16 protein-coding genes are annotated in these 14,139 nt (G+C 66.1%); 11 read left to right on the forward strand and 5 right to left on the reverse strand.

All coding sequences use genetic code 11. The annotated features are described in order from the left end of the window. Positions 1–37: 37 nt before the first annotated feature. The gene (locus NWE53_RS01525) at positions 38–571 is read left to right on the forward strand and encodes a hypothetical protein (RefSeq protein WP_265052636.1); all 534 of its coding nucleotides are present in this window, start codon (positions 38–40) and stop codon (positions 569–571) included. Here NWE53_RS01525 and NWE53_RS01530 read toward each other — a convergent pair. After that, positions 552–1,136, reverse strand: a complete 585-nt coding sequence (locus NWE53_RS01530) for a GNAT family N-acetyltransferase (protein WP_265052637.1) — start codon at positions 1,134–1,136, stop codon at positions 552–554. The genes NWE53_RS01525 and NWE53_RS01530 overlap by 20 nt on opposite strands. An 81-nt stretch (positions 1,137–1,217) precedes the next feature. On the opposite strand from NWE53_RS01530, the gene NWE53_RS01535 reads away from it, so the two are divergent. Then, a complete protein-coding gene (locus NWE53_RS01535; RefSeq protein ID WP_442864929.1) occupies positions 1,218–1,733 on the forward strand; it encodes a CreA family protein in 516 nt (171 codons plus the stop codon). A gap of 12 nt (positions 1,734–1,745) precedes the next feature. Here NWE53_RS01535 and NWE53_RS01540 read toward each other — a convergent pair whose 3' ends face one another. After that, entirely contained in the window at positions 1,746–2,075 is a 330-nt protein-coding gene (locus tag NWE53_RS01540) for a hypothetical protein (RefSeq protein WP_265052638.1), read from the reverse strand. A gap of 329 nt (positions 2,076–2,404) precedes the next feature. On the opposite strand from NWE53_RS01540, the gene cysS reads away from it, so the two are divergent. Together cysS and cimA are read left to right on the forward strand one after the other, a co-directional pair. Then, the gene (cysS, locus tag NWE53_RS01545) at positions 2,405–3,955 is read left to right on the forward strand and encodes a cysteine--tRNA ligase (protein ID WP_265052639.1); all 1,551 of its coding nucleotides are present in this window, start codon (positions 2,405–2,407) and stop codon (positions 3,953–3,955) included. 103 nt (positions 3,956–4,058) lie between these two features. Beyond that, positions 4,059–5,657: a citramalate synthase gene (cimA, locus tag NWE53_RS01550; RefSeq protein WP_265052640.1), complete on the forward strand. Its 1,599-nt coding sequence runs from the start codon at positions 4,059–4,061 to the stop codon at positions 5,655–5,657. Positions 5,658–5,780: 123 nt separating this feature from the next. Here the strand turns inward: cimA and NWE53_RS01555 are convergent, their stop codons facing one another. After that, entirely contained in the window at positions 5,781–6,122 is a 342-nt protein-coding gene (locus NWE53_RS01555) for a hypothetical protein (protein ID WP_265052641.1), read from the reverse strand. A gap of 174 nt (positions 6,123–6,296) precedes the next feature. Here NWE53_RS01555 and NWE53_RS01560 point away from each other — a divergent pair, with 174 nt between their 5' ends. Both NWE53_RS01560 and NWE53_RS01565 read left to right on the forward strand, forming a co-directional pair. Continuing rightward, positions 6,297–8,210: an ABCB family ABC transporter ATP-binding protein/permease gene (locus NWE53_RS01560; RefSeq protein WP_265052642.1), complete on the forward strand. Its 1,914-nt coding sequence runs from the start codon at positions 6,297–6,299 to the stop codon at positions 8,208–8,210. Between the two features lie 123 nt (positions 8,211–8,333). Further along, a complete protein-coding gene (locus tag NWE53_RS01565) occupies positions 8,334–8,822 on the forward strand; it encodes a hypothetical protein (protein WP_265052643.1) in 489 nt (162 codons plus the stop codon). Positions 8,823–8,846: 24 nt separating this feature from the next. On the opposite strand, the gene NWE53_RS01570 is transcribed toward NWE53_RS01565, so the two are convergent. Further along, positions 8,847–9,836 (reverse strand): SDR family oxidoreductase, encoded by a 990-nt coding sequence (locus NWE53_RS01570; RefSeq protein WP_265052644.1) that lies wholly within the window; start codon positions 9,834–9,836, stop codon positions 8,847–8,849. 188 nt (positions 9,837–10,024) lie between these two features. On the opposite strand from NWE53_RS01570, the gene NWE53_RS01575 reads away from it, so the two are divergent. Further along, entirely contained in the window at positions 10,025–10,768 is a 744-nt protein-coding gene (locus tag NWE53_RS01575) for a phosphatidylserine decarboxylase (RefSeq protein ID WP_265052645.1), read from the forward strand. A gap of 79 nt (positions 10,769–10,847) precedes the next feature. Then, on the forward strand, positions 10,848–11,693 hold the full coding sequence (locus NWE53_RS01580; protein WP_265052646.1) for a CDP-alcohol phosphatidyltransferase family protein: 846 nt from the start codon (positions 10,848–10,850) through the stop codon (positions 11,691–11,693). A 35-nt stretch (positions 11,694–11,728) separates the two neighbouring features. Here NWE53_RS01580 and NWE53_RS01585 read toward each other — a convergent pair whose 3' ends face one another. Next, complete coding sequence (locus NWE53_RS01585; protein WP_265052647.1) at positions 11,729–12,112, reverse strand: hypothetical protein; 384 nt, start codon at positions 12,110–12,112, stop codon at positions 11,729–11,731. Positions 12,113–12,412: 300 nt separating this feature from the next. Between NWE53_RS01585 and NWE53_RS01590 the strand changes: the two genes are divergently transcribed. The 3 genes from NWE53_RS01590 (at position 12,413) to yacG (ending at position 14,136) form a co-directional block, all read left to right on the forward strand. Continuing rightward, complete coding sequence (locus NWE53_RS01590; RefSeq protein ID WP_265055056.1) at positions 12,413–13,021, forward strand: Maf-like protein; 609 nt, start codon at positions 12,413–12,415, stop codon at positions 13,019–13,021. Positions 13,022–13,118: 97 nt separating this feature from the next. After that, a complete protein-coding gene (locus NWE53_RS01595; protein WP_265052648.1) occupies positions 13,119–13,940 on the forward strand; it encodes an SDR family NAD(P)-dependent oxidoreductase in 822 nt (273 codons plus the stop codon). After that, complete coding sequence (gene yacG, locus NWE53_RS01600) at positions 13,933–14,136, forward strand: DNA gyrase inhibitor YacG (protein WP_265052649.1); 204 nt, start codon at positions 13,933–13,935, stop codon at positions 14,134–14,136. Before NWE53_RS01595 ends, yacG begins: the two co-directional genes overlap by 8 nt. The last annotated feature ends 3 nt before the right edge of the window (positions 14,137–14,139 follow it).

Here is a 14,139-nt window from a genome sequence, read left to right on the forward strand (position 1 = left end):
CGGAAGCGCCGATGTCTGCCGCGAGAGCCGAGATGCCATGACCGAGACCGTGCCGTTCTATTCGACCACCATACCGCTCGCCTTCTTCATCTGGGGCCCGGTGCTGGTGGTGGTGCTGTTCTGGGCGGTCGGCTTCTGGTCGAACCGGCAGGGCGTGCCGCGCATGCTGGAGAGCGACTGGGATGGCTACAACGTCGCCGATGTCGAGAAGCTGTTCTCGCTCTATGGCGAGAAAATTCGCGCCCGCTACCGCAACCGCGTGCTGCCGGCCGATGTCGCCTGCGCCTTCACCTATGCGATCGTCGGCGCGCTGCTGATCGTCGGGCTCGGCATGCGCGGGCAGCCCTGGTGGGTGGCGGCGCTCTGCGGCGGGGGCTGGCTGCTCGGTGGGCTCTGCGATGTCGCCGAGAACTTCGCTGTGGCGCGCCTGCTCGACCGTTACCCCCAGGTCGATGGCGGCAATGTCGCCTTCGCCAGCGCGATGACGCGGCTGAAGCTCGTCCTCTTCGCGCTCGGCGTCGTCGGCGCGCTCGTCGCGGCCTATCTCGTCTTCAAGCCTCTGGCGAGCTGAGCTTCAACCAATCGCCAAGCGTGAGCTTGAGACGGGCGGCAGGCACCGCCGGTTCGCCGATGAGGATATCGGGGTCGGACGGCTCGGCTTCGAAGCCGAGCCGCTCCGCCAGACGCAGCGAGGCGCTGTTGAGCGGATGGGTCGTGATGGCGATCGCCGGGAAACCGAGCGTGCCGAACGCATGGTGCAGCAGGCATATCGCCGCTTCCCCGGCATAGCCCTTGCCCCAGTGGCGCACTTCGAAGCGATAGCTGAGCTGGACATCGTCCACGGGCTCGCCATCCGGAATGAGGCCGACATAGCCGGTGAACTCGGCCGGGTCCGCCCTGGCGAAGACCGACCAGTAGCCGAGCCCCTGCGCGACATGGCTGAAGCTGCGTGCCGCCACCGCGTCTCGCCCCATCGCCGGATCGCCGATAGCCGCGATATGGCGCATCACCTGCGGATCGGCGTTCATGCGGGCGATAGTATCGATGTCGTCGAGCCGGCGCGGGCGCAGCAGCAGTCTCTCGCTTTCCAGTTCTGGCAGCACGAAGCGATCCTTCTCGATGAGGCGACAGCGCACACCCTCAGAACTCTGGTGCAGTGCCTGCGGGCTTCCCATATCCTGCCGGGCGCCAAGCTGAAACGCGCCGGGAGAATGGGAATGCTGCTTCGTCGTTGGGTCCTGGCCGTGCTGGCCCTCACCCTGTCAGGAACGATGCTGTCGCCGGCCACGGCGCAGGAGGATCTGATCTTCCGCAAGTCGACGGTCTGGAAGATGCTGACCCCTAACGACAAGCTCGCCGTCTACGGCGTCGACGATCCGATCATCGATGGCGTCGCCTGCCACTACACCGTGCCCGAGAAGGGCGGCGTATCCGGCATGTTCGGCGTAGCCGAGGAAGTCTCCGAGGTCTCGCTCGCCTGCCGCCAGGTCGGCCCCATCAAGTTCAAGGAGAAGGCGGAGCAGGGCGATGTCGTCTTCCGCGAGCGCCGCTCGCTGGTCTGGAAGAAGATGCAGATCGTGCGCGGCTGCGACGCCAAGCGCAACGTGCTGGTCTATCTGGTCTATACCGACAAGCTGATCGACGGCTCGCCGCAGAACTCGACCTCGACCGTGCCGATCATGCCCTGGGGCGCATCCGGCGAACCGCCGAAATGCTCGGAGTGGATCAAGTGAGCGGAAGGGCGATCAATCGCTGCAGGTGATGCTGAGCGGCTGCTCGGCCACCTGCGTCGGGCTCGGCCGCGCGACCGTGCCCGTGAAATCCTCGCGGTCGGCGACGCCGAAGGCGACGGCCTTGCCGAAGCCCTGGGATTCGCACCAGGCGGTGGCGACGATCTTGCCGCATTCCGCCTTGGTGGAGATGCAGTCGGCGACGCCGTAGCCGTCGCTGGCCGGGATCAGGAAGGTGCGCGGCTCGTTGGCGGCGGCCACCGAGCGGCTGGACGGCATCACCGAGAGCGAGATGCCGGCGGCAACGATCCCCAGCAGTCCGACGAAGGCCACGGCGCGGCGCATGAATTGAGTTTCCTGGTGACGACCGGCGGAGAACCCGCGAATCGGGATGATGGTTCCGGCCGGTTAAATTTGAATGAAGCGCGGCAACCTTGGTGCAATGCTGCATTGCAGCAATCGGCCGCCCTCTTGACGGAAAGCTTGCGGAAAGGCAATCAGTTCTTCCCATGACGCGAGCCGCCATCAACAGCCCTTGCATTATTTGCCGCTAGCTTTCGCTGGCCGGCTGCTCACGTCCTCGTCCTGAAAACGAACCGACAAAAGCGCCCCGGCCAGCGGCCAGGTCGTTTTTTGCTTTTCGCCGTTTCGTTCGTTTTCAGGATTTAGCCCCGATGTCGCCGACCCTGAGGCTCTACAACACGCTGACGCGGACGAAGCAGGACTTCGCGCCGATCGATCCGTCGAATGTGCGGATGTATGTCTGCGGCCCGACGGTCTACGACTACGCCCATATCGGCAATGCCCGCCCGGTCATCGTCTTCGACGTGCTCTACCGGCTGCTGCGGCACATCTATGGGCCGGATCACGTCACCTATGCCCGCAACCTCACGGACGTCGACGACAAGATCAATGCGCGCGCCGCCCGCGATTTCCCCGGCCTGCCGCTGAACGAGGCGATCGCGAAGGTCACCGAGACCACGACGGCGCAGTTCCACGCCGATGTGGATGGGCTCGGCAACCTGCGCCCAACGAGCGAGCCACGGGCGACCGAGCATATCGAGGAGATGAAGGCGATCATCGAGCGCCTGATCGCGCGCGGCGTCGCCTATGTCGCCGAAGAGCATGTGCTGTTCCATGTGCCCGCGGTCTCCCATCTGACGAAGGCGCCGAAATACGGCACGCTCGCCCGCCGCTCGCTCGACGAGATGCTGGCCGGCGCGCGGGTGGACGTCGCGCCCTACAAGCGCGACTCGATGGATTTTGTGCTGTGGAAGCCGAGCCGTGATGGCATCGACCCCGGCTGGCCGTCCCCGGCCGGCATCGCCACGCCCGGCCGCCCCGGCTGGCATATCGAGTGCTCGGCCATGTCGATGGCGAAGCTGCTGACGCCCTTCGGCGGCGGGCTTGCTTGCGACGACCCGGCCAAGAACGTCTTCGACATCCATGGTGGCGGCATCGATCTCGTCTTCCCGCACCACGAGAACGAGATCGCCCAGTCCTGCTGCGCCTTCGGCGGCGGGGAGGGCTCAGCCCGCATGGCCAATATCTGGATGCATAACGGCTTCCTGCAGGTCGAAGGCGAGAAGATGTCGAAGTCCCTCGGCAACTTCGTCACCATCAACGAACTGCTGGCGACGGAGACTTTCGGCGGCCGGACCTGGCCGGGTGAGGTGCTGCGCCTCGCGATGCTCAAGACCCATTATCGCCAGCCGATCGACTGGACGGTGAAAGCGCTGGAGGAGGCGGAGAAGACGCTGGACCGGTGGTATGAATGGCTTGAGGGAACGCCGATCGACGATAAGGCAGCCCCTATTGGTGCTGTTCTTGAACCTTTGTTCGACGATCTGAATACGGTCGCTGCGGTCGCTCAACTACATCCGCTGTTTTCTTCAAGTACCGCCGGCGCGATGATGGCCGGCGATGTATTGGGCTGGGATATACGTGATCCAGCTACGGCGTCAGCCGTTGTTGCGGCTGCGCGCGTGCTGGGGCTCCTAAACCACGATCCAGCCGTCTGGAAAGCGAACAAGAAGGCAGCTCTGGCGATTGATGAAGAGCAGGTGGAACGCCTGATCGCGGCCCGTCTCGCTGCCCGCCGCGCGAAAAACTTCGCCGAATCCGATCGCATCCGCGACGAACTTGCCGTCATGGGCATCGCGCTGAAGGACGGTAAGGAAGCCACAACTGGCGAGCCGACGACCACCTGGGAGGTGAAGCGATGAGCCCGAAGATCCGCCCTGCCGGCTCGCTTTCCTTCGCCATCAAGCTGGTCATGCTGGCGATGGTCGTGCCGCGCGTCGTTCGCTTCAAGCTCCGGCGCGAGCGATGACGGGCGCTCGCGTCCAGCTCTTCGACACGACGCTGCGCGACGGCGCCCAAACCACCGGCGTCGATTTCTCGCTCGACGACAAGCGCGCCGTCGCCGCCCTGCTCGATCGGCTTGGCGTCGATTATGTCGAGGGCGGCTATCCCGGCGCCAACCCGCTCGATACCGCCTTCTTCGAGCACAAGCCGACGAAGCAGGCGAAGTTCGCCGCCTTCGGCATGACCAAGCGGGCAGGGCGCTCGGCGGCGAACGACCCCGGCATCGCGGCGCTGCTGGAGGCGAAGGCCGACGCCATCGTCTTCGTCGCCAAGAGTTGGGACTACCACGTCCATGTCGCGCTCGAGATCTCGCTGGAGGAGAACCTCGCCGGCATCCGCGAGAGCGTGGAGGCGGCGAAGGCGGCCGGCCGCGAGGTGATGCTCGACTGCGAGCATTTCTTCGATGGCTACAAGGCCAATCCCGATTATGCGCTCGCCTGCGCCCGCACGGCCTATGAGGCCGGCGCCCGCTGGGTCGTGCTCTGCGACACCAATGGCGGCACGCTGCCGGACGAGGTCGGCGCCATCGTCCGCGAGGTGACGAACACCGTGCCGGGCGACAATCTCGGTATCCACGCGCATGATGATTGCGGCTGCGCCGTCGCCAATTCGCTGGCGGCCATCGAGGCCGGCGCACGCCAGATCCAGGGCACGCTCAACGGCTTGGGAGAGCGCTGCGGCAACGCCAATCTCGTCACGCTGATCGGCGCGCTGAAGCTGAAGGAGCGCTATCGCGACCGTTTTGAACTCGGCGTCAGCGATGCGCAGCTCGCCGACCTCGCCCATGTCTCGCGCGCCCTCGACGAGATGCTGAACCGGGCGCCGAATCGCCACGCGCCCTTCGTTGGCGCCTCGGCCTTCGCCACCAAGGCTGGCATCCACGCCTCGGCGGTGCTGAAGGACCCGCGCACCTACGAGCATGTCGCCCCCGAGGCGACCGGCAACACCCGGAAGGTCCTGGTTTCCGATCAGGGCGGCAAGTCGAACCTCGTCGCCGAACTCGAGCGCATCGGCGTCACGCTCGGCCGCGACGACCCGCGACTGAACCGGGTGCTGCAGGAGGTCAAGGACAAGGAGGCACAAGGCTACGCCTTCGAGGGAGCCGATGCCTCGTTCTTCCTGCTGGTGAAGCGCATCCTCGGCGAGGTGCCGGATTATTTCGCGGTCGAGCGCTTCGCGGTAAATGTCGAGCGCCGCTACAATGCGCTGGGCGAGCTAGTCACCTTTTCCGAGGCGATCGTGAAGGTGAAGGTCGGTGACGACGTGCTGATCTCGGCCGCCGAAGGCGATGCCGGCCCGGTCAATGCGCTCGACATCGCCCTGCGCAAGGATCTCGGCCGCTACCAGTCGCTGATCGGGGGCCTGCGCCTCGTCGACTACAAGGTCCGTATCTTCCAGGGTGGTACCGATGCAGTCACCCGCGTGCTGATTGAATCTGGCGACGAGACGGGCGAGCGCTGGACCACGGTCGGCGTCAGCGCCAACATCATCGACGCCTCGTTTCAGGCGCTGGTCGACTCGATCACCTATAAGCTGGTGAAGGCCGGCGCCACGGCGTGAGGCGCCGAAACGTCATGCCCGGGCTTGCCCCGGGCATCTCTTGCGGAAGAAGGCTCCTACCTCTTCGTCCCGTCACTCTCGGGTCTGCGCTTCGCTCCGCCCGAGAATGACGCGCTCGTCGCCTCACTCCGTCAGGCGGATGACGCGGTCCCGGCACAAATCCATGTCGGCGTCGCTGGCAGCCTCGTCGTCGAATTTCCCCTGCACCGTATAGGCACAGCCCTGCGGCTTGTTGAGCTTGAGCGCGACGCTCTTGCCGGGCGCCAGCGGCTTGGCGAGCTTGGCGACGAGACGGGGTTGCTCGCCGGCGGTGGCGATCTCGAAACTCGTCAGCGGCACGGTGCGCTGATTGGTGATGGTGACCTGCGCATGCGGCTTGCCGGCCTGCGCGGCGGCGGGCAGCGTGGCCAGAACGAGAGCGGCGGCGGCGCCGAGCCCCATGGCGATAAGATGCTGATCTCTCATGGTTGTTTCTGTCCCCGGTCGTGAGCGTCCTTGCGCTCTGAGCCGGATCAGACACCGGGCTTTCGGCGAGAGCAAGGCGGCTTTCGGGCAAGGGCGCGCAGATGGCACCGCGTTCCCCCATGCATTGGCGTCCGATTGCGCCTATATGAGCGCACCAACTGGAATCGTTTGAAAATGTCCCTGCCGTCAGCGCCGCCTCCGGCGCCGAGCTTCTCCCGTTCCGCGATCCTCCAACCGGGTTCCGGCTTCTTCGCCACCTTCCGCGCGCTCTGGCCCTATCTCTGGCCGGCGGAACGCGCCGATCTGCGCGGTCGCGTCGTTGCCGCCTTCGCCCTGATGGTGGCGGGCCGCCTGGTGCTGATGGGGGTGCCGTTCAGCTTCAAATGGGTAACCGACGCCCTGGCCGGCACCTATTCGAATCTGGAGAGCTGGCTGCCCTGGCTGGTCGGCGCGCCGCTGGCGCTGACGGTCCTCTACGGCCTCGCCCGCGTCGGCTCGGCCGCCTTCGTGCAACTGCGCGACGCCATCTTTGCGCCCGTGTTCATGCATGCGGTGCGGACGCTCGCGCTGCAGACCTTCGGCCATCTCCACCATCTCTCGCTGCGCTTCCACTTGGAGCGCAAGACCGGCGGCCTGACCCGCGTGCTGGAGCGCGGCCGCAACGGCATCGAGGAGATGGTGCGCCTCGGCCTCAACCAGCTCGTGCCGGTGATCATCGAGGTCGTGCTGATCATCGCCGTGCTGCTTTATCTATTCGACTGGCGCTACGTCGTCGTTCTGGTCACGATGGTCACGGCCTACATGACCTACACCATCAAGGCGACCGAATGGCGCATCGCCATCCGCTCGGCGATGAACGAGTCGGACACGGACGCGAACGCCAAGGCGATCGACTCGCTGCTCAACTACGAGACCGTGAAGTATTTCGGCGCGGAAGCCCGCGAGACCGCGCGCTACGATCAGTCGATGGCGCGCTACGAGCGCAACTCGATCAAGTCCTACACCTCGCTTGCCTGGCTGAATTTCGGCCAGGCCGCGATCTTCGCCGTGGGGCTGACGCTCTCGATGGTGATGGCGGTGCGCGGCTTCCAGGCCGGCACGAACACGGTCGGCGATCTCATCCTGATCAACTCGATGCTGATTCAGCTCTACCTGCCGCTGAATTTCATGGGCACCGTCTATCGCGAGATCAAGCAGGCGACGCTCGACATCGCCCAGATGTTCTCGCTGATCGGCCGCGACCCCGAGATCCAGGACAAGCCCGGCGCGTTGCCCCTGGATGTCCGGGCCGGGGAGGTCGCGTTCGAGGATGTCCACTTCGCCTATGTGCCGGAGCGGCCGATCCTGCGCGGCGTCTCGTTCAAGGTCCTGCCGGGGCAAACCGTCGCCATCGTCGGCCCGTCCGGCGCCGGCAAGTCGACGATCTCGCGGCTGCTGTTCCGGTTCTACGAGCCTCAGGAGGGCCGCATCCTGATCGACGGCCAGCCGATCGCGGATATTCAGCAGGTCAGCCTGCGCGCCGCCATCGGCATGGTCCCGCAGGATACGGTGCTGTTCAACGACACCATCGAATACAACATCCTCTACGGTCGCCCCGAGGCGACGATGGAAGAAGTCGCGGAAGCTGCGCGGCTCGCCCAGATCGACCGCTTCATCCGTCTGTTGCCGGAAGGCTACGCGACCTCGGTCGGCGAGCGCGGCCTGAAGCTTTCGGGCGGCGAGAAGCAGCGCGTCGCCATCGCCCGCACCATCCTGAAGGGCCCTCCGGTCCTCGTCCTCGACGAGGCGACCTCGGCGCTGGATTCCTTCACCGAGAAGGAGATCCAGGACGCGCTCGACCGGGTCAGCGAAGGCCGCACCACGCTCGTCATCGCACACCGGCTCTCCACCGTGGTCAATGCTGACGAGATCATCGTGCTCGACAAGGGCATCATCGTCGAGCGCGGCCACCATCGCGACCTGCTCGCGGCGGACGGCGTCTATGCGGCCATGTGGAACCGCCAGCGTGAGGTCGACGAGGCCAAGGCCACGCTCCAGCGTGCCAACGAGGCCGAGGGCGAAAGCGTCAGGGTGAGCCTGACGTCCTGAGCATCACAGCGGCTGCGTTCGAAAGCGGCGCGGCGGCCTCCCGGCTAGTTTAAAACCTCTCGCAACTTCATCGCCTTTCCTGCATGCTCCGCCGGCAGACCAAGCCATCGGGGGAAGGCGACTGTGTTCGATCCGACGACATTTGTAGGTTTTCATACCTGGCTCAGCCTGATCGCCATCGTCGCCGGATTCCCGGTCGCGGCCGGGCTGTTGCAGGGGCATACGCGGCCGGGCTGGACCGGCGTGTTCCTGTCCACCGCCTTCGCGACCAGCGCGACCGGTTTCGGCTTTCCGTTCAACGGCATCCTGCCGTCCCACATCGTCGGCGCGATCTCGCTCGTGCTCGTCGCGATCGCCGGCTTCGCGCTGTATGGGCGCAGGCTGGAAGGGCCCTGGCGCCGGACCTACGCGATCACGGCGATGCTGACCTTCTACCTGCTGGTCTTCGTGCTGGTGGCGCAGATGTTCGCCAAGATTCCTGCGCTGCGGGCGCTGGCGCCGACCCAGTCCGAGCCGCCCTTCGCCATCGCCGAGAGCTTCGTGCTGTTCGTGTTCGGCTTCGTCACCTGGAAGGCGGCCGTGCGGTTTGTCCAGATGCCGAGGCTCGCCTAGCGCGAACCACGGCTGTCCGGCAGTTCAGTACCCGCCGATGATCGGCAGCACCTCGCCGGTGATGTAGCTGGAGCACTGGCGCGAGGCGAGGAAGACATAGGCCGGAGCGATCTCCTCCGGCTGGGCCGGCCGCTTCATCGGGACCTTGGCGCCGAACTGGGCGACGTCCTCCGCCGTCTTGTCCGTGGGGTTGAGCGGGCTCCATACCGGCCCGGGCGCCACCGCATTGACCCTGATGCCACGCGATACCAGATGCGCCGCAAGCGAACGCGTGAAGGCATGGATGCCGCCCTTTGTCGTGGCGTAGTCGATCAGGTCCTTGCTGCCGTCGAGCCCGGTGACGGAACCCGTGTTCACGATCGCGCCGCCATGCGGCAGGTGCTCCACCGCGGCCTTGGCCATGTGGAAGTAGCCATAGAGATTGGTCTTCATCGTCGTGTCGAAATGCTCTTCCGTGAGATCTTCGAAATTGGCGGCATGAACCTGGAAAGCCGCGTTGTTGACGAGGATGTCGAGCTTGCCCAATCGCTTGACCACTTCCTTGGTCGCCTTTCGGCAGAAGGCGGGATCACGGACGTCGCCCTTGATCGCGATCGCTTTGCGCCCCTCTGAAACGATAGCTTCGACCGTCGCGGCGGCATCCAGCGTCTCGTCGAGATGCAGGATCGCGACATCCGCACCCTCGCGCGCGAACAGCACGGCGACAGCGCGCCCGATACCCGAGTCGCCACCGGTGATGAGCGCGACCTGGCCTTCGAGCTTGCCCGAGCCCTTGTAGAACGGGGCGTCGTACATCGGCGCCGGGTCGAGCTGCGCTTCGCTGCCCGGCTTGGCCTGATGCTGTTTCCTGAACGGCGGAACGGGATAGGCGCGGGCGCCGGCCTGCATCGCCTCGGTCTTTTGCTTCGGCCGCGCGCGTTCGGCCTGCGCGACCTGCTTCTGGATTTGCCGCTGTTGCTGGACGGCTGCTGCAACCCGTTTGGTCGTCCCGGTTTTGGCCGTTGCCTTCGCCATGGCTCGCTCCTGTCTGGATGGCTTTCCTTGGCTGGTGAACGGGTGCGGGCTGGGACGGTTCCGGCTTTTGCGCCTTTTGAACGGTGCATCTGTCGCGATGTCGCAGTTTCCGGGCTTTCCCTGAGGGCCGGAACGCCCTAAATCAGCGCAACGCCGCGGCCGGCACCGCCGCTGCGGCAATGCAATTGATGTGCGCCCGGCGCGCCGACAGCCTAACGGAAACCCGCCTCATGTCCCTCGTCGATTCCGTCCGCAAGGTGATCGTGCCCATCCACAAGGAGGGCTATGTCTTCATCGCCATCGGGCTGGTCGCGACCATCGTGCTCGCCAATCTCTGGTCGCCCTTCGGCTGGATCGGCGCGATCATAACGGTCTGGATCTGCTATTTCTTCCGCGACCCCGTCCGGGTCACGCCCCAGCGCGAAGGTCTCGTGATCTCCCCGGCCGATGGCCGGATCAGCCAGATCGCATCGGCCCTGCCGCCGCCGGAGCTCGAATTGCCGGCCGAGCCGATGACCCGCGTCTCGATCTTCATGAATGTCTTCGACTGCCATGTGAACCGCGCGCCGGTTCCGGGCCGTATCGCCAAGATCGCCTATACGCCGGGCCTGTTCCTCAATGCCGAGCTCGACAAGGCGAGTGACGACAACGAGCGCAACGCGCTGGCGATCGAGACCTCCTCAGGCATCGTCGGCGTCGTGCAGATCGCCGGTCTGATCGCCCGCCGCATCGTCCCGTTCGTCAAGCAGGGCGACACGTTGGCGACCGGCGAGCGCTTCGGCCTCATCCGCTTCGGCTCGCGCGTCGACGTCTATCTGCCGGCGCATGTCGTGCCGCTGGTCGGCGAAGGCCAGACCGCGATCGCCGGGGAGACGGTGCTGGCCGACATGAGCGGCAACGAGCCGGTCGCGCGCAGCTTCCGCGATATCTGAGAGGCAGGGTGGGGACGGCGTGCCCCATCGCTCCGCCCCGCGCTAGCGCCCGCTCGCGAAACCGCGTATTTCGGCTCGCATGAGCGATCTGTTTCCCCCTTTCGAACCCGAGCGCGTCGAGTCCCGGCGCGCCCGCTTCAAGCCGATCCCGTTCCGGCTGCTGGCGCCGAACGTCGTCACGTTGCTAGCGCTCTGCCTCGGGCTCACGGCGATGCGCCTTGTGGTCGAAGGCAAGCTCGAGACCGCGACGATCTGCATCCTGATCGCTGCGGCCCTGGACGGCGTCGACGGCCGCCTGGCCCGCATGCTCAAGGGCACCTCGCGCTTCGGCGCCGAGCTCGATTCGCTCTCCGATTTCGTCAATTTCGGCGTCGCCACCGGCTATGTGCTGTGGATTTTCGTCCTGCACGACCTGAAGTCGTTCGGCTGGATCATCGTGCTGACGCTCGCTTGCGCCATGGCGCTCAGGCTCGCGCGCTTCAACGTCATGATCGACGACCCGGACCGGCCGGACTGGCAGAAGAACTTTTTCGTCGGGATGCCGGCGCCCGCGGGTGCGATCACGGCGATGCTGCCGGTCTATCTGCAGGCGATCGGCGTGCCGGTTCAGGACTATGGCGCGCCCTTCGTCGGCATCTACATCCTGTTCATCGCCTTCCTGACGATCTCGCGCATCCCCTGCTATGCCGGCAAGACGCTCGGCACCCGCGTCCCGCGCGACCGGGTCCTGCCGATCTTCGTCGCAGTGGTGATCGTGGCGGGGCTGCTCTTCGCCTATCCCTTCGAGGTGCTGTCCCTCGTGGTCGTGGCCTATCTCGCGCTCATCCCGTTGAGCGTTGCGCGCTATCGCAAGCTAGAGCGCGAACACAGCCTGCCGGCGCCTGTTGCCGGGGCCGCCGAGCCTGCACCGCAAGATACGGTCTGAAGTCTTCCTTCCGGACGTCGCCGCGCTCGATTGGGCTAGCGGCGGCTCCCGCTGAGCCTGGCGGCATTGGCACGGGTCCGCCGTGCGAAGGGTTCGAGCGTACTGTCTGCAGCCCGGACCGCTGCCGCAGCCATGTCGAACTGACCGGGCGGGTTGAGGGCAAGCCCCCACCAGAACGCCGTGGCGGCCTGCGTCGCGGCGAGGCTGCTCTCGACCATGGCCGAGAGCTTCTCCATGACGGCGTTCGTCGCCTCGTGCTGGCCGCGGCTGTCGCCGAAGGCGCCCTTCAGCAGGATCGGCATCCGCATGGCGATGGTGATACCGGCTTCCGCCTGCATGGCCATCACACGCGCGGCAAGCACCTGTGCATCCGCTCCAGCCGCGACGGCGGAGCGCGATGGCTTGCGCGAACTCGGCATGGGCGAACTCCGGAAACACAGTCATGAACGGCGTGACGCCGAGGGGGATGGAGTCTGCCGCCCGCAGGCGGGCTTGGCAACCCGTGGTATACCAGTTCTCCCGCCCAGCTTTTATGCGCCACGCGCAGAACCAGCGATTGCAGAAGCGGCTGACATGCATCTTGTGCGTTTCGGTTGCCGATTTATCGCGCCGTCGAAATGTTCTAAGGCTGATGCCGCGCCGGTCGTCTCGGCGTCTGAAACGCGTCGGGAAGCCTTTTGAGCCTGTTCTCCTCCCCCAAACATCCCGGCTGGCGGCCGATGCTGGTGCTGGCCTCGGCTTCGCCGCGCCGTCTTGCCTTGCTCGAGCAAGCGGGCCTGAAGCCGGATGCGCTGCTGCCGGCCGATCTCGACGAGACGCCGCATAAGGGCGAGCGGCCGCGCGATCTCGCCCGCCGCCTGGCCCGCGAGAAGGCGGAAGCTGCGCGCGAGGGCGCCAAGGCGCGGGCCGATCTCGAGGGTTGCTACATCGTCGCCGCCGATACGGTGGTCGCCGTCGGCCGGCGCATCCTGCCCAAGGCCGAGATCGTCGACGAAGCCGCCGCCTGCCTGCGCCTGCTCTCGGGCCGGGCGCACCGCGTCTACACCGGCGTGGCGCTGGTGACGCCGTCGGGCGCGATCCGGGATCGGATCGTCGAGACGCGGCTGCGTTTCAAGCGCCTCTCCACCGAGGATATCGAGAACTACCTCGCCTCGGGCGAATGGCGCGGCAAGGCGGGCGGTTACGCCGTCCAGGGCATCGCCGGCTCCTTCGTGATCAAGCTGGTGGGCTCCTACACCGGCGTCGTCGGCCTGCCGCTTTACGAGACGGTCAATCTGCTCGGCGGCGAGGGCTTCCCGATCCGCTTCGGCTGGATGAACGCAGCCTGATCGCAGGGCGGGGGTTGCCTGTTCGCGATCGACGCCCGATCCTCACGGGGCAAAGCGCGCCGGGCTGACAAGGGCGCGCGACGGAGGATGACACGCAATGACCGGACGTCTGAGAGGCAAGGTCGCGATCGTGGCCGGGGCGGGGTCGATCGGCCCGGGCTGGGGCAACGGCAAGGCGACCGCCACGATCTTCGCCCGCGAGGGCGCGAAGGTGATCTGCGCCGACATCAACCGCGACGCCGCCGAGGAAACCGCCGCCATCATCCAGAATGAAGGCGGGCAGGCTTTTGCCGTCCAGGCCGACGTCACCAGAGCCGATCAGGTGGCCGATCTCGTCGGCCGCGCGCTCGGCCGCTACGGCCGCATCGACATACTCGACAACAATGTCGGCATCGCCGAGGTCGGCAGCGTCGTCGATCTGCCGGAGGAGGTCTGGGACCGCGTCTTCAAGGTCAACCTCACCGGCGCATTCCTGGCCATGAAGCACGTCATCCCGGTGATGCAGCGCCAGTTCGAGGAGACGGGCGAGGGCGGCTCGATCATCAACATCTCGTCGATCGCCTCGATCCGCCATACCGGCGTGCCCTATGCCAGCTATTCGGCGACCAAAGCGGCGCTGAACCAGCTGACCCGCACGACAGCGGCACAGTTCGCGCCGCAGATGGTCCGCGTGAACGCGATTCTGCCTGGGCTGATGAAGACCCCGATGGTCGAGCATTCGGCCGGCCTCGCGCAGGCCTATGGCGATGGGGATGTCGAGGCGATGTGGGCGGCGCGCGCGGCGCAGGTGCCGATGGGGCACATGGGCGAGGCCTGGGATGTGGCCAATGCCGCCCTCTTCCTTGCCAGCGATGAAGCGCGCTATGTCACCGGCATCGAGCTCATCGTCGATGGAGGCATCACGCTCAAATATGACTGAAACCGACACGCCTGCGCCGGCCGCGAAGCCTTGTCCGATCTGCGGGAAACCAGCGCTCGCCCTTTATCGGCCGTTCTGCTCGAAGCGCTGCGCCGACATCGACCTCGGCCGCTGGCTGAAGGGCAGCTATGTGATTCCGGGCGAGCCGGTCGAGGAAGCCGAGGAAACGCCGGCGCCACGCGATGGCGACGACTGAGCG

The organism is Bosea sp. NBC_00550 (assembly GCF_026020075.1).
GTDB lineage: Bacteria > Pseudomonadota > Alphaproteobacteria > Rhizobiales > Beijerinckiaceae > Allobosea.